At 45.1% G+C, this 20,722-nt stretch carries 20 protein-coding genes; 14 read left to right on the top strand and 6 right to left on the bottom strand.

The genetic code is table 11. From position 1 onward, the window contains the following. Positions 1-33: 33 nt before the first annotated feature. From P0G38_RS12230 to P0G38_RS12215, 4 genes are read left to right on the top strand one after another with little or no spacing between them, the layout of a single operon-like run. A complete protein-coding gene (locus tag P0G38_RS12230) occupies positions 34-1,539 on the top strand; it encodes a sulfatase family protein (RefSeq protein WP_275851399.1) in 1,506 nt (501 codons plus the stop codon). 18 nt (positions 1,540-1,557) lie between these two features. Continuing rightward, on the top strand, positions 1,558-2,670 hold the full coding sequence (locus P0G38_RS12225; RefSeq protein WP_275851396.1) for a radical SAM/SPASM domain-containing protein: 1,113 nt from the start codon (positions 1,558-1,560) through the stop codon (positions 2,668-2,670). Then, positions 2,667-3,443, top strand: a complete 777-nt coding sequence (locus tag P0G38_RS12220; RefSeq protein ID WP_275851393.1) for a sulfite exporter TauE/SafE family protein — start codon at positions 2,667-2,669, stop codon at positions 3,441-3,443. The genes P0G38_RS12225 and P0G38_RS12220 overlap by 4 nt, the downstream gene beginning before the upstream one ends. 15 nt (positions 3,444-3,458) lie before the next feature. Next, positions 3,459-4,322, top strand: coding sequence for a formylglycine-generating enzyme family protein (locus P0G38_RS12215; protein WP_275851390.1), 864 nt, complete (start codon positions 3,459-3,461; stop codon positions 4,320-4,322). A 51-nt stretch (positions 4,323-4,373) separates the two neighbouring features. Here the strand turns inward: P0G38_RS12215 and P0G38_RS12210 are convergent, their stop codons facing one another. From P0G38_RS12210 to P0G38_RS12195, 4 genes are all read right to left on the bottom strand, one after another. Beyond that, complete coding sequence (locus P0G38_RS12210) at positions 4,374-5,216, bottom strand: hypothetical protein (protein ID WP_086338497.1); 843 nt, start codon at positions 5,214-5,216, stop codon at positions 4,374-4,376. Between the two features lie 180 nt (positions 5,217-5,396). Continuing rightward, positions 5,397-5,612 (bottom strand): DUF378 domain-containing protein, encoded by a 216-nt coding sequence (locus tag P0G38_RS12205; protein ID WP_008379021.1) that lies wholly within the window; start codon positions 5,610-5,612, stop codon positions 5,397-5,399. 28 nt (positions 5,613-5,640) lie between these two features. Continuing rightward, positions 5,641-5,976 (bottom strand): YrhK family protein, encoded by a 336-nt coding sequence (locus tag P0G38_RS12200; protein ID WP_275851385.1) that lies wholly within the window; start codon positions 5,974-5,976, stop codon positions 5,641-5,643. Between the two features lie 28 nt (positions 5,977-6,004). Next, positions 6,005-7,138, bottom strand: a complete 1,134-nt coding sequence (locus P0G38_RS12195) for an alcohol dehydrogenase catalytic domain-containing protein (RefSeq protein WP_074534994.1) — start codon at positions 7,136-7,138, stop codon at positions 6,005-6,007. Positions 7,139-7,424: 286 nt separating this feature from the next. Here P0G38_RS12195 and P0G38_RS12190 point away from each other — a divergent pair, with 286 nt between their 5' ends. Beyond that, complete coding sequence (locus P0G38_RS12190; protein ID WP_005225480.1) at positions 7,425-7,709, top strand: hypothetical protein; 285 nt, start codon at positions 7,425-7,427, stop codon at positions 7,707-7,709. 55 nt (positions 7,710-7,764) lie between these two features. On the opposite strand, the gene P0G38_RS12185 is transcribed toward P0G38_RS12190, so the two are convergent. Next, complete coding sequence (locus P0G38_RS12185; protein WP_194193090.1) at positions 7,765-8,283, bottom strand: isochorismatase family protein; 519 nt, start codon at positions 8,281-8,283, stop codon at positions 7,765-7,767. A 242-nt stretch (positions 8,284-8,525) separates the two neighbouring features. On the opposite strand from P0G38_RS12185, the gene P0G38_RS12180 reads away from it, so the two are divergent. The 9 genes from P0G38_RS12180 to P0G38_RS12140 all read left to right on the top strand — a co-directional run bounded on the left by P0G38_RS12180 (position 8,526) and on the right by P0G38_RS12140 (position 19,773). After that, positions 8,526-9,842, top strand: a complete 1,317-nt coding sequence (locus P0G38_RS12180; RefSeq protein WP_008379010.1) for an ABC transporter substrate-binding protein — start codon at positions 8,526-8,528, stop codon at positions 9,840-9,842. 132 nt (positions 9,843-9,974) lie between these two features. Further along, entirely contained in the window at positions 9,975-10,886 is a 912-nt protein-coding gene (locus P0G38_RS12175) for a carbohydrate ABC transporter permease (protein ID WP_275851373.1), read from the top strand. After that, on the top strand, positions 10,886-11,746 hold the full coding sequence (locus tag P0G38_RS12170; protein WP_005225484.1) for a carbohydrate ABC transporter permease: 861 nt from the start codon (positions 10,886-10,888) through the stop codon (positions 11,744-11,746). The genes P0G38_RS12175 and P0G38_RS12170 overlap by 1 nt, the downstream gene beginning before the upstream one ends. Continuing rightward, positions 11,743-12,345, top strand: coding sequence for a hypothetical protein (locus P0G38_RS12165; protein ID WP_074534996.1), 603 nt, complete (start codon positions 11,743-11,745; stop codon positions 12,343-12,345). Before P0G38_RS12170 ends, P0G38_RS12165 begins: the two co-directional genes overlap by 4 nt. Before the next feature lie 141 nt (positions 12,346-12,486). After that, positions 12,487-13,521: a LacI family DNA-binding transcriptional regulator gene (locus P0G38_RS12160; RefSeq protein ID WP_074534997.1), complete on the top strand. Its 1,035-nt coding sequence runs from the start codon at positions 12,487-12,489 to the stop codon at positions 13,519-13,521. A 100-nt stretch (positions 13,522-13,621) separates the two neighbouring features. Beyond that, positions 13,622-14,956, top strand: a complete 1,335-nt coding sequence (locus P0G38_RS12155) for a PTS sugar transporter subunit IIC (RefSeq protein WP_008379001.1) — start codon at positions 13,622-13,624, stop codon at positions 14,954-14,956. A 52-nt stretch (positions 14,957-15,008) separates the two neighbouring features. Further along, a complete protein-coding gene (locus tag P0G38_RS12150) occupies positions 15,009-15,476 on the top strand; it encodes a hypothetical protein (protein ID WP_074534998.1) in 468 nt (155 codons plus the stop codon). An 8-nt stretch (positions 15,477-15,484) separates the two neighbouring features. Beyond that, complete coding sequence (locus tag P0G38_RS12145; RefSeq protein ID WP_074534999.1) at positions 15,485-17,722, top strand: alpha-galactosidase; 2,238 nt, start codon at positions 15,485-15,487, stop codon at positions 17,720-17,722. Further along, on the top strand, positions 17,719-19,773 hold the full coding sequence (locus tag P0G38_RS12140) for a beta-galactosidase (protein ID WP_081343843.1): 2,055 nt from the start codon (positions 17,719-17,721) through the stop codon (positions 19,771-19,773). Before P0G38_RS12145 ends, P0G38_RS12140 begins: the two co-directional genes overlap by 4 nt. 74 nt (positions 19,774-19,847) lie before the next feature. Here the strand turns inward: P0G38_RS12140 and P0G38_RS12135 are convergent, their stop codons facing one another. Continuing rightward, the gene (locus tag P0G38_RS12135) at positions 19,848-20,684 is read right to left on the bottom strand and encodes an NAD(P)H-hydrate dehydratase (RefSeq protein ID WP_074535001.1); all 837 of its coding nucleotides are present in this window, start codon (positions 20,682-20,684) and stop codon (positions 19,848-19,850) included. Between the last annotated feature and the right edge of the window lie 38 nt (positions 20,685-20,722).

Raw genomic sequence — 20,722 nt, 5'->3', positions numbered from 1 at the left:
AAAAGGAAAGAAAAGAAAGAAGGAAAGAATGCTATGCGAGCAATTATGCTGATGTTTGATACTCTGGCTAGAGATTTTTTATCAAACTACGGAAACGATTGGATCAACACGCCAAACTTTGAACGGCTAAGAGAAAAAACGGTTACGTTTGACAACTTTTATGGTGGCAGCATGCCTTGTATGCCAGCAAGAAGAGAACTTCATACAGGTCGTTACAATTTTATGCATCGTTCGTGGGGTCAATTAGAACCGTTTGATTCGTCAATTTTTGATACGCTGCAGCAAAATGGTGTCTATTGTCATTTGGTAACCGACCATTCCCATTACTTTGAAGATGGCGGTGCCACTTATCATAACCGTTATTCCACATGGGAAGGATTTAGAGGACAAGAAGGTGACCGATGGGTTCCAAGAAAACAGGCAGAGAATCATCCACCGCTGAATCCGTTAAATAAGAGTGGTATTTCTGTGGAACAGCATTTTGCGAATCAAACACGGCAAGCAGTAGAAGAAGACCTGTCCACGGTTCAAACGATCCAAGCCGGCTTGGATTTTTTGGAACAGTACAAAAATGAAGATCAATGGTTTTTGCAAGTCGAATGTTTTGACCCCCATGAACCATTTTATGTGCCAGAAACCTATCGCAAATTGTACCAGGAGACACCAAATGAATCACCTTACTTTTGGCCAAAATATGGTCGTGTAACAGAAGACGTTGGCGAGCAGGATTTGATTGAGCTGCAAAAAGAATACGCAGCGTTGATCAGTATGTGTGACCATCACTTAGGACGAGTGCTGGACTTTATAGAAAAAAATAATATGTGGGAGGATACCTTGATCATTGTGAATACCGACCATGGCTTTTTGTTAGGGGAACATGACTGGTTAGGAAAAAACGTCGCACCGATGTATGAAGAAATCATTCATCTGCCCTTTTTCATCAGTTACCCACAGGCTGAATCGGGAACCCATACCCAAGTATTGAGTCAAACCATCGACATTCCAGCAACTTTATTGGATTATTTTGAAATTGAGAACACCTTAGATATGGATGGCAAATCTTTGCTGCCTGTGTTGAAAAAACAGCATTCGCAACCGCTCCATCAAGAAATTATTTTTGGTACAAACGGCGGTCATGTCAATATCTACGATGGTCGTTATGTGTATATGCGTGCATCGGTTCACCCTTCGAATGGACCAATCACCATGCAGACGCTTAGTTATGCTTCATTGCGTGGTTTTTTGAATAAAGAGGTCTTAGACAGCATGGTCTTGAAAGAGGGCAATCGATTTACAAATCATTTTCCTTACACAGAAGTTGAAGTTTCCACCTATATCGATTCTTATTCAGTAGGCCACTTGCTGTTTGATCTAAAGAATGATCCAAAGCAGTTAACACCGCTTCATGACCCACTGATTGAACAAGAAATGATTCAGAAATTGATTAAAGTAATGGATCAGATTGAAGCCCCTGAAAGCGAGTATCAGCGCTTAGGTTTAAGCAATAGTCAGAGGCAGACAATTGCACAAAAGAATTAAAAAAGCGAGGAACAATACATGAAACACATCTCCGTATTGATCAAGCCAGCATCCTCTATTTGCAATCTGCGCTGCACCTATTGCTTTTATGCCAACGTCAGTTCCTTGCGTGAAGTGCGTTCCTTTGGCAAAATGAAAGAGGATGTAATGGAAAAGATGATTGCAAACATTTATGCAGACTTAGAAGCTGGCGATCATTTGACGTTGGCATTTCAAGGCGGAGAGCCGACGATGGCGGGGCTGAGTTATTTTAGAAAACTAACGGCTTATGTTGCGGCGCAAAAAAAGCAAGTGACAGTACACTATGCGATCCAGACCAACGGCATGGTGATCAATGACAAGTGGTGTCGTTTTTTGAAAGAGCATCGCTTTTTAGTCGGGCTGTCGATCGATGGGCATCCGCTTGCGCACGATCGGCATCGATTAGACGCCAAAGGGCGGGGAACCTTTGCGCGGGTTTTACAGACCAAGCGGTTATTGGATGCCTATCAGATCGAGTACAATGTCTTGTGCGTGTTGACAAATCCGTTAGCAAAGGAAGCCCAGCGTGTGTTTGACTTTCTCAAGGAAGAGCAGATTGCCTTTGCGCAATTCATTCCTTGTTTGGCTGATTTGGATGCCACATCAACCAACGACTATGCCTTGACACCAAGAAGCTTTGCTGGCTTTTATCAGCAGCTGTTGGCGTTTTGGCTGCAGGAATTGAAGCAAGGGCGCTACCTAAGTATCAAGCTGTTCGATGATTTACTGAATCTATTGGTGCGGCAGCAAGTAACTGCCTGCGGAATTCTAGGCAATTGCCAAGTGCAGTATGTGATCGAAGCCGACGGCAGTGTCTATCCTTGTGACTTTTATGTATTAGATGAGTTTCGCATGGGCTATATCCAAGAGCAAACGTTGCGGGAATTGTTTTCTCAAGACTGTTCGCAGCAGTTTTTGTGCCAGAAAAAAGACATGCCTTCGAAGTGTACGCAATGTCCTTTCCAAAAAATGTGCCGAGGAGGCTGTAAACGAATGAAAGATGCAATGTACGTGGATAGTGAGGGTTTTTGCGGTTATCAGGAGCTGTTAAAAGACTTCACACCTAGAATCAATGAGATACTGAGGCTTTTGCAAGGGGTGAGACAATGATCGGACTGATTTATTTTCTCGTGATCGTCTTAGCAAATGCCGTAGGGGCAGTTTCGGGCATGGGAGGCGGCGTACTGATCAAACCGATTTTCGATTTTATCGGCGCCCATTCTGTTGCTGCGATCTCTTTTTACTCGGCGACAGCGGTCTTCACGATGTCCATCGTTTCGACAGCTAGACAATTAGCCAGTGGACGGAAAATCAATTGGTCGATTGCCTTGTGGGTTTCTGGCGGCGCTGTGTTAGGCGGTGTTTTAGGCAATGTTGCCTTTGAACGGTTATTGCTGGTCTTTCGAGACGACAAGATGGTTCAGCTGATCCAAATCCTTGTGACCGTGCTAACACTATTGTTTGCTTTTTTGTATACAAAATATAACTGGCGTGGGTTTGCGCTGGAAAAAGTCGGCTGGTATGCAGCTTGTGGCTTGATTCTCGGCTTTCTAGCCAGTTTGCTGGGGATCGGCGGCGGACCCATCAATGTTTCTTTATTGATGCTGCTGTTTGCCATGCCGATCAAAGAGGCGACGATTTATTCAATTTGTACGATTTTTTTCTCACAGCTGGCAAAAATTTTGACGATCGCTTTTTCGACAGGTTTTGGTGCGTATGATCTGCAAATTTTGTGGTATGTTATTCCAGCCGCGATCGTGGGAGGGCTATTAGGCGCCAAGGCCAGCAACGTCCTGTCACCGCAGCGAGTGACACTGGTATTTCAAACTGTGATCGTGCTGGTGTTACTGATTAATCTGTACAATGGCTATCAATTATTGTAAAAAGGAGGCAAACAGATGCCCACGATTCCAGCAGGAACTTATCGAATCGGCACGAATACGATGGACGGCTTTGCCGAGGATCTTGAGGGACCGCAAATCAGCCTCAACAGCCCAGCATTTGCCATTGATGCCACGACGGTGACGAACCAAGCTTTCCAAGTTTTTGTGGGAGCAACAGGATATGTCACAGAAGCCGAGCGCTTTGGCTGGTCGTTCGTTTTTCACTATTTTTTAAGTGAGCAAACGAAACACCGCAGTCAAAAGATACCGAATATGGCTTGGTGGTACGCAGTTAGTGGCGCAGATTGGCGTCATCCTGAAGGACCTGATTCAACGATTGCCCAGCGGATGGATCACCCAGTGGTTCAGGTGTCTCGCAACGATGCGATCGCCTATTGCCAATGGGCAAAAAAACGCCTCCCGACAGAAGCAGAGTGGGAGATCGCTGCAAAAGGCGGGACAAGTTTTGAAAAATATCCTTGGGGAAGGGAATTTTTGGCAGAAAACACCTATCATTGCAATATTTGGCAAGGAGAGTTTCCAAAAAGCAACACGCAAGCAGACGGCTTTGCCAATACAGCGCCTGCGAAATGGTACGAGCCCAACGGTTTTGGTCTGTATCAAATGATCGGCAATGTCTGGGAATGGTGCGTCAATCCTGCCCGCATCCCGCTGACGCAGTTTCAACAACAGACGGGACAAACCTTTTGGGCAAGGAATCAAACACAAGATGATCAACTGTATGCGACTCGCGGCGGTTCGTTTTTGTGCCATGAATCCTATTGCAAACGATACCGAATTGCCGCTAGAAATGGTAATTCTGGGATGTCGGCAGCCAATAATTTAGGGTTTCGGTGTGTCAAAGACTTGGATCAGTAAACCGATAAAAGCAAAAGCGGCACCTATCCACGAAGATAGGTGCCGCTTGTTTTATTGCCATTCGGATTGATAATTTCCTTTGAGATCATAGACATAATTGATCTCGGTGCGATTACGAATCCCATTTAAACCAACGGTCCAAGTCCATTCACCTTGGAAGCCGTTTAAAATGACGATGCTGACGCCAGGAACATAGTGATCCAGCTGAGCTGCTCGCGCCTCAGAATCCTTGATGATCTTGGGAATGACGCCCCAGTCGATGGCATCAAAGGCAATGGTATCTTCCATCGAAAGCTCGATCGTATCGTCGTCTTTTTTCCATTTGGTCAACAGATTTTCTGGATAATACCAATACTCGTCTTGCAGGCCTGTGTTTGGATTGATCACCCGCGCAACTGCATAAATGCCGCTTTTCAGCGGGACATTGCGGATGTGAAAACTATAGCTTACCAGTTGCAGCTCTTTGTCCTTGAATGAGGATTGATTCGGCAGCGCAGCCATAATTTCTTTGGCACTGGCTTCTTCTCGAAAGAGTTGGCGGTCTACAGGTAAAAAGGTGGAAACTACGCCAATACAAAAGAGAATCACTGGCAGCAAGAGCAATGAGAATAACCAATAGAATGGCGATTTTTTCCGTTTCTTGATGCCGATGACCAAACCAATCAAAAAGACCAGCAGGATCCCTGCTACCCAAAAGTAGGGGAACAAACGAATGATCTGATGCCTGGTTTCAACGACTTGGTATTCATTCAGACCAAACCAATTTTCCGCGATGGTGAGGTTATTTAAAACAATGATTCCGCCAATAATACTTAGAATAAATAAGAAAATCAATAGCAAAAGTATCCGGCCGAGTATCCGACGTATCAGCGAGGGTCTAGTAGGTGGGGTCATGAGTCACGTCCTTTTTGTTTTTTCGAAAATAGTAGGTTAAATACAAGAGTAGTACAACTGGTGTTTTTTTTCAATGATTGTAGACAAAAAAACTGCATCCACAGATGCAACCTCAAAAAGTTAGACCAAAAATCTAACTTTTTAGGGTCAGGACACCGCAGATGCAGGTTTTATTTTCAATTAGTCGAGTGTTTGTTGGCGGGCGATAGCTGGAAAGAATTTCAGGCTATACAATGCGCTGATCCCAACTAGAATATAAATGACGCGGGCAATGATCGACGTGCTGCCGCCGGTGATCGCTGCGACAAGGTCAAACTCGAAGGCGCCGACCAGCAGCCAATTGATACCGCCGATGATCAATAAGGTCAGTGCGATCCCATCAAATGTTTTTAACATAGGAAACTCCTCTCTAGTTGTCGTCCCATCAACTTTCATCGTCGGTGATGGTGACATCTTTTTCTTTCTCGCCTTGTTGATTGCGCTCATTATAGATATAGACATGGCGAACGATTTTAATCAGCGGGCGAATGGTCAAAAAGACTCCGCCGATCAAATAAGCAATCGTTCCGTAAATCGCAGGCAAGCTAGTTAATGAAACGATACTTCCGAAAATATAAAACAAGCCCGTCAAAATATCATTCGTAAGTGAGATCAACATGTAGCGATTTTGAAAGTAGATGCGAAAGCGGCTTGCCTTGATGATCACATCTTCTTCTTTTCCCGGATCGAATTGATGTTCACTCCGTTTGATTTTTGGCATAGGTGCTATCACTGCTCCTTTGTTTGTGCTAAGGTTTCAAGACAACTTTGATGTTCTTGTCTTCTTTTTTGTCAAAAATCTCATACGCTTTGGCAGCATCTGCTAAAGGCATCGTGTGGGTGATGATCTGTGACGGGTCAAACAAACCGTCCGCAATCATGTCATAAATTTTTGGCATCAAATGGATCACAGGTGCTTGCCCGTGTTTGACATCGATGTTGCGCATAAAGAATTCTTGCAATGGATAAGAAGAAGCTGGTGTCATGTAAACACCAGTGATTTGGACGGTACCAAATTTTTTGACTGCTTTGGCGGCCATCTGGATCGGTGAGATCGTGCCACTTTGTAAGCTGACTAGGTTTTTGGCTTTTTCTTTGACGGGTTCTAAACCATCCATCCCAACACAGTCGATGATCACATCAGCGCCACCTTTGGTCAGCTCATACAGTTCATCAGCACTAGTAGCCAAATCATCCAATTGGAATGTTTCGACTTGATTGTAGCTGCTGGCTTTTTCTAAGCGATGAGCAACAGGATCCACGGCAATCACCCGCTTAGCGCCTGCCATCACGGCAAATTTTTGGGCAAACAACCCAACTGGGCCTGATCCTAAGACGATCACGGTATCATCCTTTTTGACGCCAGCGTTTTGGACGCTCCAATACGCTGTAGGTAAGATGTCAGATAAAAACAATACTTTTTCATCAGGGATCGTTGATTCAGGTACGATAAACGAGGTGAAATCTGCGAAAGGTACGCGCAAGAATTCGGCTTGACCGCCCCAGTGGTTACCGTTCATTTTTCCGAAACCGAATAAGCCACCATACAATGTATCTTCTGAAGAATTGTCGCATTGACTTTCCATTTCATTTTGACAAAAGTGGCAATGGCCGCAACCGATATTGAAAGGGATGACGACACGGTCGCCTTTTTTTAGTTTCTGTACTTGACTGCCAACTTCTTCGACAATACCCATTGGTTCGTGACCAACGACATAGCCTTCTTCCAAGACCGAGCCGCCATGGTGGTAAAGGTGGAGATCAGAGCCGCAGATTGCGGTTGCGGTGATTCGGATGATCGCATCCGTCGGTTCTAAAATCGTTGGATCTTCTACACGTCGAACGTCCATTTTTTGATTTCCTTGCCAGGTTACTGCTTGCATCATTTTTCCTCCTTGTTTGTTCAGATAAGTTCGGACAATCACTAATTTTTTCAACAACACGTTTTTACTTTTTAGTAACAGATAATTTAATTCTGCAAGGATTTTAAGGATTTGACAACGAAAACGCTCAAAACGGTTGATTTGTTTTTTCTTCATCAATGGTTTAAAAAAAGAAAAACAGATGATTTGCTAAAAAAGTGAAAGCGTGACACTATTAAAGTGAAGCATGCATGCGTTACGAGTATCTAACGGAACCTGCATCACCAGTGACAAGAAATGAGGAGGGATGATCATGGATCTAACGATTCGAGGAAAAGCTTCCTGCACCAATTGCAATGAAAACTTTGATGGGAAGCTGGTCGTTCATTTACAAGAAGACAGCGAGGGGCAATTAACCATGGTACCACCGTTGGAAACGAATGAATTGGCAGAAGATGAAATCGCTATTCATTATGCTTACGGGGAAGTGAAGGAAGCCATCGAAGGAACCTTCATATGTCCAAACTGTCAGACTGAAAATGAGGTTCGGATTGAAATTCCGACCGAGCTATTAGATGGCTCAATGAATTAAATGAATAATCAAATTGAAAAAGCTCTCTGTTCCTTGAACAGGGAGCTTTCGTTACCTATTGGTCATTGGTTTGTTTTGTGCCATCAATGATTTCGACATTGAAGTCTCGTAAGATGTCGAGTCCTTGTGACTCGTGGTTTTTACCAGCGACTAATGTTTTATTGATAGTAAAATCAGCGTCAGGAAAGGCGCTTTGGATCTCGATGGTATTGGAAAGGACACAGATGTTGGTTTCAACACCAGTGATTTCGATTTTCTTTTCTTCTTCAGGTTCAAATAGATTTTTCTTTATATCGATCAAGACTTCAGGTGGAATACTGTAATAGTATTTTTTAACGACTTTTTCATTTTCGAGAGGCTTAAGTTCTGGGATCAGCTGCAGGGCATCGGCTTCTTCATCAGGCGTTCCTTTGACTTCGATTGGAATGTCGCGGGTGTGTAAAATGTACTCCCCATCCGCCCGCGCTTGTTCTAGGCGCTTGGCGATTCGTTTGACGAGAGCGGCGCCATCTGGCACATACGCTTCGTTCTCTTCATCGAGAATTTGGTTTTGCATATCGACAATGACTAGCATGTGGTTACTCCCTTTCTATAAACATCGTTTTTCAAATGGTCTGACGTGAGGTTGAAAAATAGGTGCTAGTTCTATGATGCCCCACTTTTTTTATATTTTCAAAGAAAACGCTCTTCTTGTCGAGAAACGGTAAAAACGTTATTTTTTTATTCGAATCACGATGCTTTTTGTTTGCTGAAAAGAAGAAGTAGTGATAGCTTTTAAATAGTACATTAAAAATAAATGAAAGTAGGTTAGGTTAAATGAGAAAGTTATTTTATATGGGGACTTTGCTTTTTTCAGTTGGTGTACTGGCGGCAGGATGCGGCAACAGTGAAACCGCTGATTCCTCGGGGAATGAGTCAGCAGATGGCAAAACGACGTTGGACTTTTGGTCCTTCTGGGGGTCTGGTGCAAGACAAGAAGTAATTGAAGAAATTATTGATGATTTTAATGCGTCACAAGATAAAATCGAGGTCAAATACAGCTACCAGCCTTGGGGCGATATTTGGACAAAATCACTGTCGTCGATCACTGCTGGCAATCCGCCTGATGTTATTGTACAAGATATCAATTCTGTTGCTCAGCGGGCAGAAGCGCAGCAAGCAACGAATTTAAGTGAGTATATCGAAGAGGGCTTTTCTGATGAATTTTATCCGCAATTATGGGATACAGTGGAATACGAAGGGGATGCCTATGCCGTTCCTTTCAATACAGATACGCAAGTGATTTTCTACAATAAGACACTCTTTAAAGAGGCTGGTATCAGTGAAGAGCAACTGCCACAAACGTGGGAGGAGTTAGAAACAGTTGCTCGTAAATTAGATGTCAAAAACGGTGATGACTTTGAGCGGATCGGCTTTTACCCATTGTGGAATCTAGGCGCTGACGTGTGGGCGTTGAATGCCGACGATGGCGTCAGCTGGTTTGACAAGGATGAGAACGTCAAAATCGATACAGACAACAAAGTGGAAGCGTTGGAATGGATCTTAGACTGGCAAGAGTATTATGGTCAAGATACCATCAATCGCTTAGAAGCTGAATTTGGTTCAGGGGTTGCCGATCCATTCATTTCTGGATTAGTGGCGATGCGTGCGCAAAACATCAACTACTACTCAAGTTTGGCGGAAAATGCACCAGATGACTTTGAATTTGGGGTCATTCAAATTCCTGAAAAAGAAAGCGGCTCTGGTCACTGGTCATGGGGCGGCGGGTTCGTCCTAGAAGTGCCATACGGTGCCAAAGATCCTGAAGCGTCCTATGAGTTTATCAAATACTTGTCGACACCAGAAGTTCAAGAGAAATTTGGTGAGAAGAGCTTTGATATCATGGCGAATCGGACAGCCAACGAAAACTTGGTCAACAACGACAATCTAGATGAAAACGGCCAAATGATCTACCAAATGGCGGATGAAAACTTTGCCAATACGGTGATCACGCCTGTGCCATTGACAGCGCCTGACTTCAGTAGTCTTGTCAATGAACAGATCGACCAAATCATGCTAGGCAGCAAAACACCGGCTGAAGGGTTGGCAGATGCGCAAAAAGCGGTGGAAGATCTTGTTGAGCAAAACAAATAAACCTCAAAACGAGCGTTTTTAAAAAAGAAGGAAAGTCCAGTCGGTTAGCGGACTGGGCTTTGCTTTCTGCTTTGCGAAGCGGACATGTTTTCTTGAACAAACAATGAGTAAAAATAGAATGGAGTGGAAGGAATGCCAAAGAAGCGTTCAAAAAGTAAACGGCAAGAAGCTCTTTGGGGCTACTTCTTCGTAGCACCATTTTTGCTTGGGTTCGTGGTGTTTATGTTAGGGCCCATGCTGTTTTCCTTCGTAGGAAGCTTTACCGATTACAATCTGACGTCGAAAATGAATTTTATCGGCTTTAAGAACTTTACCCGCATGTTCACGCAAGATACCCTGTTTTGGAAATCTCTCTATAACACGGCGTATTTTGTAGTCTTCAATGTTCCCTTAACCACGTTGTTCAGTGTCTTTCTAGCCACTTTATTGAATCAAAAAATCCGCGGAATCAGTTTTTTCCGAACCACCTTTTACTTGCCAGCGATCCTTTCAGGGGTTGCCGTCTACGTCTTATGGATGCAATTATTATCTCCTTCCGCAGGATTGATCAATACCTTCTTGAGCTGGTTCAATATCAAAGGCCCAGCATGGCTGTTTGATCCCGAATGGACGAAACCAGCGTTGATTTTGATGAAGATTTGGAGTTCGGGGGGCGCGATGCTCTTGTATCTAGCTACCTTGCAAAATATTTCACCGACGCTGTATGAATCGGCTGAGATCGATGGGGCGGGAGTTTGGGCGAAATTCAAAAATATTACGATCCCTTTGATCACGCCAATCATCTTCTATGATGTGATTACTTCAACGATCGGTTCTTTTCAAATTTTCCAAGAAGCATACGTGATGACCAAAAATGGTACCGGCGGTCCTGCAAATTCGCTGCTCTTCTATAATTTGCATATGTGGAACAAAGCCTTCGTCGCCTTTGATATGGGCTATGCGATGGCCATGTCGATGATCTTGTTCTTGATCGTCTTAGTCTTGACCTTTATCAATCTCAAGCTGGCACCACGCTGGGTTCACTATACCGGAGGTGGCAGCTAATGGAAATGACGACAAAAACACGAAGCAAATCAAGCCAACAGCGAGTCAAAAAAATCATCAGCTATGTGGTGATGTCGATCATCGGGATCGTGCTGCTGATTCCGTTGCTGTGGATGGTCTTTACGTCATTGAAACCGATGGAGGAGATCGTGCGCTACCCGCCGACCTTTTTCCCAGAAGAAATCAATCTTGGCAATTATTTGGAGACTATCAACGCCTTTCCATTTTGGCAGTATGCAAAAAATACGTTATTCATTACCGTCTTAGTGGTCTTCGGGAATGTCTTATCAAATTCCTTCATTGCTTATGGGTTTGCAAAATTGGCCTTTCCAGGAAAAAATCTGATCTTTGCCCTCGTCTTGTCTACGATGATGATTCCTGGCTTTGTGACGATGATCCCGCAATATGTTTTGTTTTCCAAAATCGGCTGGGTCGGCACCTATCTGCCGCTGATCGTTCCAGCGTTTTTCGGCAACGCCTTTAACATTTTCTTGATGCGGCAGTTTTACTTGTCCGTCAACAATGAATTGATCGAAGCCGCTAAGATCGATGGCGCCAATCATCTTTATATTTGGAGCCATCTAATGATCCCATTGACGAAACCCGCGCTGATCACGATTGCCATCAACTCCTTCAATGGGGCATGGAATGATTTCTTAGGCCCATTACTGTATATTCAAAACCAAGAAAAGTACACGCTGCAGATTGGCCTGCAAGTTTTCCAAAATCAATCAACCACCCAGTGGAACTACTTGATGGCAGGAGCAACGCTTGTGCTATTGCCGACGATCTTGCTGTTCTTCCTCGCTCAACGCTACTTTATTGAGGGAATGGATCTGACGGGAGGTTCCAAAGGATGAGAACAAAAGTTACCCCGCAACGCTTAAACCAAGCGCTGTTGACTGGCATCAACTGGCTTCCGCATTTACTGGTTTTACAAGGCATGTGGCTGTTGTATTCCTTGCCTTTGATCACGAGTACCACTGCTAGTCGAGCATTGATCGAGACGTTGACGGAACTGCGTAACGATGGCTTGGAGGCAAGCAGCAAAGCTCGTTTTCAGCAGGCATTTCATCAACAGTGGACAACAAGAAAAGGGCAAGACCGTTTGCTCAGTCTATTCTTCCTGCTGCTTTTGGCCGACAGCTTTATCCTTAGCCGTTTGCAGCACCCGCTGTTTCAGATCGCTAGTTACGCGTTAGCGTTCACCTTTGGCTTGTTTTGCTTGGTCTTACTTTATCAAACGAGGCTGCTTCACACCTATCCGCAGCAGCCCAGCTCATTGTTTTATAGTTTTTATCAGTTTGCTCGTTCACCCAAACGAGTACAGGCACATCTTTTAGCAACAGTGACGCTTGTCTTGACCTTTTTCCTGTTTGGTCCTGTCTACTTATTGGTCTTAGGGATCAGCACCTTGTATCTGGTCAATGTCGTGCTCTGTGACCGAGCGCTCAAATAGAAAACAAATGGGTATCCCGAAACTTCCTTAGTGAAAAGCCAAGGAGTTTCGGTTTTTTTGTGAAAAGAAGGTTGACAGGGTCAAAAATTATGCCTATGCTGAATGTAAATTTAGTAAACAGTAAACAGATGAGGTGCAATTATGGCAAGTATGAGAGATATCGCGAAATTAGCCGGGGTGTCGGTAGCAAGTGTTTCTAGAATCCTTAACAATGATGAAACCTTCAGTATCAATGAACACACGCGTCAGCGAGTCATTGAGATCGCCAACCAAATGAACTACTCAAAAGAAAAAAATCAATCCCATTCCCGTGACGTCGGCGACCAAAACACGATTGCCATCATTACCCGCCACGATCGAGAGTCGGAAAGAAACGATCCGTATTTTATGATGATCCGCAATGGGATCGAAAAGGAAGCGGCGAAGTGGCGCTTAAAAACGATTCGGGCCTTTTCCATGCGGGAGCCTCAAAAAGATTTGGCACAATTGGCGAAGTATGGCGCAGTCATTATTATTGGAGAGATGACCAGCGATGCTTTGGCAGAGATCAGTCAGCAAAATGCCAATATTATCCTGGTGGATAATTATAGTGAAGCACCCAGCTACGATTGCATCCAAACCGATTTTGCCCAAAAGACTCACCAGATCCTCACGTTGTTAAAAGAGAAGGGCCATGAGAATATTGCCTTTGTGGGCGGTGTTGCCAGCCGAGTGACGATTTCTGGCGAAGTCGTTTACGATGAACAAGAGATTCGAGCAGAAAATTATCGCCAATGGATGCTGCTCAATAAATTGGAAAAGTTCACAACCGTGCTGCAGGGGAAATGGTCACCAGAGACTGGTTTGCATTTTGGTCAGCAGATCGCGCAAATGAATCCTCGCCCCACAGCGATCGTCGTTGCCAGCGATCCTATGGCTGTCGGGGTTTACAAGGCACTCGCTGAAGCGGGGCTATCAATTCCTAAAGATGTGTCAGTCGTTAGTTTTGATGATATCGAAATGGCGCAATTTATGACGCCCGCACTGTCTTCCGTCAAGATGAAAGCTGAAGAGATGGGGCAGATGAGTGTCGAATTAGCGAAAAATAAAATCCTTGGGGTGCGGACGATGCCTGTTCGCGTCGTTTGTGGCAGTGAATTGATCATTAGAGAATCGATTGCCGAAAAAGATCAGTGACGTCTGATCTTTTTTTATTTTAGGGGTTGTGTAAACATTAACTAAACAACTATACTGATTGTAGTAAACGTTTACAGTTAAAAATAAAGGAGAAAACGAAATGAAGTTTATTGATAAATTAGCCGAAAAGATGGTGCCTTTTGCTCAGATCATTGCCAACAACAAATACTTGTTAAGTCTTCGTGATGGGTTTATGGTCGCTTTTCCTGCAACAATGTTTGCGTCAATTATGATTATTATTCAAAATCTGCCTGCTACTTTCGGACTCTCGGAAAAACTTCCAGAGGGATTCATCACGTTTCTAAACGACTTTTTTGGTCCTATCGGAAATGCGACCATGAGTATCACCGCTATTTTCGTTGTTTTTGGGATCGGCTATCAGTTGGCTGGCAAGTATGGACAAGCCAAATTATTTGCGGGTGCCATCTCACTGTCTTCGTTTTTGATGCTGCTGCCTTTTGGCTCATCCGAAGAGTTAGGTACAGTGATCCCCTTGTCGAAATTAGGGGCTGAGGGAATGTTTGTCGGAATCATCACGGCCATTATCGCTACGCAGATCTATTGCAAAATCAGTGCGGCTGGGCTGACGATCAAAATGCCAGATTCGGTTCCGCCAATGATCGCAGAATCCTTTGTCGCCATCATTCCTGGTGCGGCACCGTTGTTCCTTTTCAATTTGATCCGCTACTTGTTCACCTTTACTTCATGGGGCAATGCCGTTGATTTCGTTTATGAGATTTTGCAAAAACCATTGATGGGCTTAGGCGGTACGTTGCCAGCAGTACTGATCGCCGTCTTGTTCACCCAATTCTTCTGGTGGTTTGGGATTCACGGGACACTAGTGGTCAATGCGGTGATCGATCCAATCATGAATGCGTTAGCGATTGAAAACTATGAAGCTTACAAAGCAGGGGCTGAACAATTGCCCCATATCATTAACACTACGTTTATGGGCGTGTTCGTCAATCAAGGAATGCAGCTGGGGATCTCGATTACAATGGCCTTCTTTATCGCTCGTTCGATTCGGATGAAAAAATTAATGAAGACGGTGATCGCTCCATCTGTTTTCAACGTATCTGAACCGATGACCTTTGGTTTGCCGATCGTCTTGAACCCGATCGCTTTTGTCCCATGGATCTTAGCGCCATTAGCCAGTACGACGATCTCTTACTTTGCGATTGCCGCAGGCTTGGTGCCAAGACCAATTGGAGCAACGGTTGTTTGGACGACCCCGGTCTTCTTATCTGGTTGGTTAGGCACGGGTTCTGTTGCCGGCGCAATCTTACAGTTAGTGACGGTTGCCGTAATGACCTTGATCTGGGTGCCATTCTTGATCGTAATGGATCGCGGGTACTTGAAAGAAGAAAAAGCGGAAGCGGCATTAAATGAACAAGCGGCATCTGAAACGATCAATCAAAGGGTAGAAGAAAGATAAGCCCAGAAACGGAAAGGAATGCAATAGCGCACCCTTTAGAAAGGAATTTGTGATGAGAACCGATACATTGTCTTGCAGTTATCAAATGAATACCACACCTACGGACTTTTCCCGTGTGTTATTGGCGGAACAAGAGAAATTCTTTCTAGCCAAACAAGCCCAAGAACCGTTCGGGGAAGGCTGCCGTATTGAAACGATGATCCAAACCAAAACCGCCCCGCGGTTGGTACCTGCCGTCATGACGGTCAAAAAAATTGCCGTGGATGAGCTGTGGCTTCGTACGATCCATGAAGAAGGAGTGATCGATCAACGGTACAGTTTTGCACCAGGCCGAAAAGGGAAGCTGCAAGTCACGTATTCGGAACAAAGCCGTTTTGCGCAGCAGAAAACAACCTACAGTTTTATGCTGGCGGCGCTGTTTTACAAATTCTTTTTCAATCGCGGCGTCAAAAAACGCTTGCGTTATCTTGAAGCAGCTTGTCAACGAGTAGGGACAAATGAAAAAAATGGGGAAAATTGAGGATAGCAATGATAGAAATTAGGAATGAACAACTCTTTCACTTATACAATGAAAAAATCAGTTATATCATAAATGTGTTACCAAATCAGCAACTGGGTCATGTCTATTTTGGGCCATCTCTAGGCACACTGGCGCCGTTTGATCAAGCGTACCTTGAGAAAAAAGAGAATAAATCGGCAGGAACCGTCAAATTTTTTGAAGCAGACAATCTTTTTACCTTGGCGGACCGTTTTCAAGAATTGCCAACGTATGGGACTTCTGATTTTCGAGAAGGGGCAGTGTCGGTTTTTGAGGAAGAAACCCCTCTTTATGTTGATTTTAAACTTGTGGCTTTTCACTGTTTTGAGGGCAAAGAACGAAAGCTGGCGCAACCAGCCAGCTTTGCTTCTGCTGATGAAAGCCAAAGCATCGTCTTTGAATTAGTAGATCAAGAGCGGCAGCTGGAAATGGCGATCACCTATACGATCTTCAAAGGATCAGGAACCATCACGCGGCAGCAAACACTGACCAATACGGGGAGCAAGCCGAGAACCATCCAGCGCTTTTTAAGTGGTGTCTTGGAGCTGAAAAATCGCGATTTTGAACTGCTGCATCTTTCAGGCGCATGGCTGAAAGAACGGCATATCAAGACGGTCCCTTTGACCCAAGGGACGATCAGTGTCGGCTCGTTAAAAGGAGCGTCTGGTCATCAGCACAATCCTTTTGTCGCCTTAAAAGAACAGCAAGCCACCAATGACACTGGTCACGTCTATTGTGCCAACCTGATTTATTCGGGCAACTTTTTGGCGCAAGCGGAAATGGATGAATGGGACAACGTTCGATTGATGTTGGGGATACATCCTGAGCATTTCAGCTGGCAGCTTTCACAAGGAGAAACTTTTGAAGCCCCAGAATGTCTCTTCACCTTCACCGCTGCTGGTCTGAATGGCTTGAGTCAAGAATCCGCCCAATTTATCGAAAAGCATGTGATTGCCCCTTATTGGCAAAAGCGGCAGCGGCCGATCGTCTTTAATAATTGGGAAGCGACTTATTTTGATTTTAATGAAGAAAAGCTGTTGACCTTAGCCCAAGAAAGCAAGGCGTTAGGGATGGAGTGCTTTGTGCTGGATGATGGTTGGTTTGGAAAACGTAACAACGACCGCAGTTCATTAGGCGATTGGGTGGCGGACTCTGCCAAATTTCCAAATGGAATCGGGTCTTTTGCTGAGAAAATTCATGCCATGCAGCTGCAACTGGGGATTTGGTTTGAACCAGAAATGGTTTCGCCGGATAGTCAGTTGTACCAAGAGCATCCTGAGTGGGTAGTCAAGCATCCTTATGAGCGGATCTCTGTGGGGCGCGGACAATACGTGTTGGATTTTGCCAATCCAGCAGTGGTCGAGGCGATTTTCGAAGCGATGCAAAAAGTGATCCTTGAAACCAAGCTAGATTACATCAAATGGGATATGAACCGCAATATCACTGAAGCTTACTCTCACTATTTAGCAGAACAGGGGATTTCTCAGACGGAGTTTTATCATCGCTACATTTTAGGTCTTTATCGCTTATATGAAAAAATCTTAGCGGCGTTTCCGACCCTTTTGATCGAAGGCTGTGCTGGCGGCGGGGGCAGATACGATTTAGGGATCTTATTTTACAGTCCGCAGATTTGGCCTAGTGATGATAGTGATGCAGTGGAACGTTTAGCCATCCAAAGCGGAACGTTGTTAGGGTATCCTTTGTCCTCCTTCAGCAATCACGTGTCGGCGGCACCAAACCACCAAGTCGGCCGGGCAACGTCTTTAGACTTTCGGCAAACCGTCGCAATGTTTGGGCCTTTGGGGTATGAACTCGATCTCTTTCATTTGTCTGAAACTGAAAAGCAGGCAATCAAATCCCAAATCGTCTTTTATAAAAAACAGCGGCAATTGCTGACCTTTGGCACTTTTTACCAGCTGCAGCAGTTGGACCATGCCAATGAAACGACTTGGGCGGTGTATGATCCGCAAAACGAAGAAGCCTTGATTGCTTTCTTTCGCGTGTTGGCACAAGCCAATCCGACGGCGGAAGACTTTTTGCCCGCAGCCTTTCTTAATGCCCAACAGGTGTACCAGGTCAATGGCGAAACTGTCTCTGGTCAGCTGTTAAAGCAATTAGGGTTGCGTAAACCCTATCAGTTTAATGCCGTCAACCATGGAACAGCGCAAGTCACTGGCGATTTTCAATCATTTGTCTACCAGTTACAAGCCAAAAAAGGAGTAGAATGATGAGCAATCAATTGTTTGATCAGCAGTTTATGCATGGCGGGGATTACAACCCCGATCAATGGCTGGCTTATCCAGAAATCTTGCAAAAGGATCTTGCCTACATGCAGCAAGCCCATGTCAACACCGTCACATTAGGGGTGTTTGCTTGGAGTGCCTTAGAGCCGCAAGAAGGCGTTTATCAGTTTGACTGGTTGGATCGAGTGTTTGATCAGATCCATGGCATCGGCGGCAAAGTCATTTTGGCCACTCCTAGCGGTGGGCGGCCTCAATGGCTAAGCCAAAAGTATCCTGAAGTCAATCGGACCAACGCCCAAGGGCAAAAACATACCCATGGGTTTCGCCACAATCACTGTTACTCTTCACCGATCTATCGGGAAAAGGTGACGCAAATCAATCAGCAGTTGGCAAAACGTTACGGCAAGCATCCGGCATTAGCTATGTGGCATATCTCCAATGAGTACTCTGGGGAATGCTTTTGCTCCTATTGTCAGGAAAACTGGCGCAGCTGGCTGCAAAAAAAATATGGTGATTTAGCCACGTTGAATCATGCCTGGTGGACTTCTTTTTGGGGCGGTACTTACTCCGATTGGTCGCAGGTTTTACCGCCTTCACCTTTAGGGGAACACAAAGTGCATGGCATGGATCTTGATTGGAAACGATTTGTCACAGATAGGACGATCGATTTTTATTTGCATGAATGTGCGCCGATCCGTCAGCTGACACCGGACATTCCTGTGACGACGAATTTTATGGCGGAAGGACATGCTACCCAAGATTTTATTCCTTTAGAAGGCATTGACTACAGCAAGTTCGCTCGTCATGTGGACATCGTTAGCTGGGATAGTTACCCTGATTGGAACAACAACTTTGAATCCTTGGCAGCGACAGCGATGAAATCCGCCTATGTGCATGACCAGTACTGGTCATTGAAGAAACAGCCCTTTTTAGTGATGGAATGCACGCCGAGTTTTGTTAACTGGCATTCCTTTAATAAAGCGAAAAAGCCTGGTGTCCATCAGTTGAGTGCCATGCAGCAGATCGCTCACGGCTCAGATAGTACCTTGTATTTTCAATGGCGCCAATCCCGCGGCAATTCAGAAAAATTCCATGGGGCAGTCGTGGGACATGATGATTCCACGGAGAATCGGGTCTTCAAAGAAGTTGCGGCTTACGGCAAGCGCTTGGAAAAAATCAAAGAGATTCAAGGAACCACAAGAAAAAAAGCAGTGGCGATCCTTTTTGATTGGGAAAGCAACTGGGCATTGAAGCGAGGCGGCGGGTTTGGTCGACCTACCAGACGGTATCCGCAAACGTTGCAGGAGCATTATCGTTATTTCTGGGAACAAGACATCGCTGTCGATATTTTGACGCCAGAGCAAGATTTTTCTGACTATCAGTTGGTGATCGCTCCGATGCTTTACTTGATGACATCGGAGACGATGGCAAAACTTTGCCAGTATACACAAGCCGGTGGTACCTTGATTTCCAGTTACTTTAGCGGCATGGTCAATGAAACCGACTTGTTGTATCTGGGGGGCTTGCCACAGCCGTTGCGAGGGTTATTAGGCATCAACGTGTTGGAGCTGGAAACTCTTTTTGACACTGAACACAATCAAGTGGTTTTTCAAGGACAGTCCTTTGAAACACGGGACTATTCTGCAATCATCGAAGCCGAAACAGCGGAGGTACTAGGGGAGTATCAAGCGGATTTTTACCAAGGAACACCTGCGATCACCAAAAATACCTTTGGTGCCGGCACCGCCTACTATCTGGCGGCTCGCACCAACTATGACTTTTTCGAACAGTTTTATGCCTCTTTGGTCCGTGAGCTGTCCTTGGCAGAGGAAAGGATCGCGCATGCCAATCCTGCAGTCTCGATCCAAGGCAGGTTCAGTCCAGAACGAACGTACTTTTTCATCATGAATTTTTCTGAGAAAGAGCAGACACTACACTTGATCAAAGAAGTCGTTGATTTAGAGACCAATCAAGCAGTCCCTCAAACAGCAACCTTGGCGCCGTATGAAGTGCGAGTGGTTTATTTTAACAATTAGCTGACCATTGGAAAAAACGTCCCTTTCGACAAATGCAGAAAGGGACGTTTTTTTGATGAAAGGTTTATCAGAAATCATTCTGAATCGGCTGCTTGGTGCTTTTTCATCCATTGAGGCAATGCGGCACTGATTTGTGTCGGCAAAACGACATAGTGCTCTTTTGCCAATGCTTCGCCAATCAGGCTATGGAGATAGACAGCCGCTTGGATCGTTTCCTCTGTTTTTTCAAACTGTGCCAAAAAGCTGGTGATCATGCCTGCCAGCGTATCACCCATCCCACCAGTCGCCATAGCGGGTGTTCCGAGGGGATTTTGGGCGATGTTGCTACCGTAAATTTGTGTGCGATGGCTTTTTAAGACTACCAGACTTCCGAGTTTTTGTTGGGCTTGCTGGTTGTTTTCTTCTGTCTGGTCGGCAATTGCCAGTCCGCTGAGCCGTTGCCATTCCATCTGATGCGGCGTGAAGACGACTTGTTCAGGAAAGGGGATGATCAGCGGATATTTGGCAGCCAAATTGATCGCCGAACCATCGATCACCAACCATTGGTGTTCTTTTTGGGCAGAAACGATCCGCTGCAGCAGATCAAAATTGCTTTTTCCTTCGCCTAATCCAGGACCAATCAGTAGGACGTCTGCCGATTCGGTGACCGTATCGATCAGTTCTGTTTGCTGCCAATCGACAAACATCGCTTCAGGCAAGCGGGCGTGCAGGGCGGTTCGGTTGACGCCATCGGAGATCACGGTGGTCAAACCAGTTCCCCCATACACACAGGCTTGCGCAGCCATTAAGATCGCCCCACCGAATTGGCGGTTGCCCCCTACTAAAACGGCTCGGCCAAAAGTGCCTTTGTGGCTTTTTGTCGGGCGCTGTTGGATCACTTTGGATAAAATTGCAGAATCAAGTTGCTCCATGCAATGACTCCTTTCGTTAATCAAAATCGAGTTATATT

Source organism: Enterococcus casseliflavus, assembly GCF_029215545.1.
Classification (GTDB): domain Bacteria; phylum Bacillota; class Bacilli; order Lactobacillales; family Enterococcaceae; genus Enterococcus_D; species Enterococcus_D casseliflavus.
Note: the sequence above shows the minus strand (reverse complement) of the source record. Positions and strands in the feature narration are given on the sequence as shown.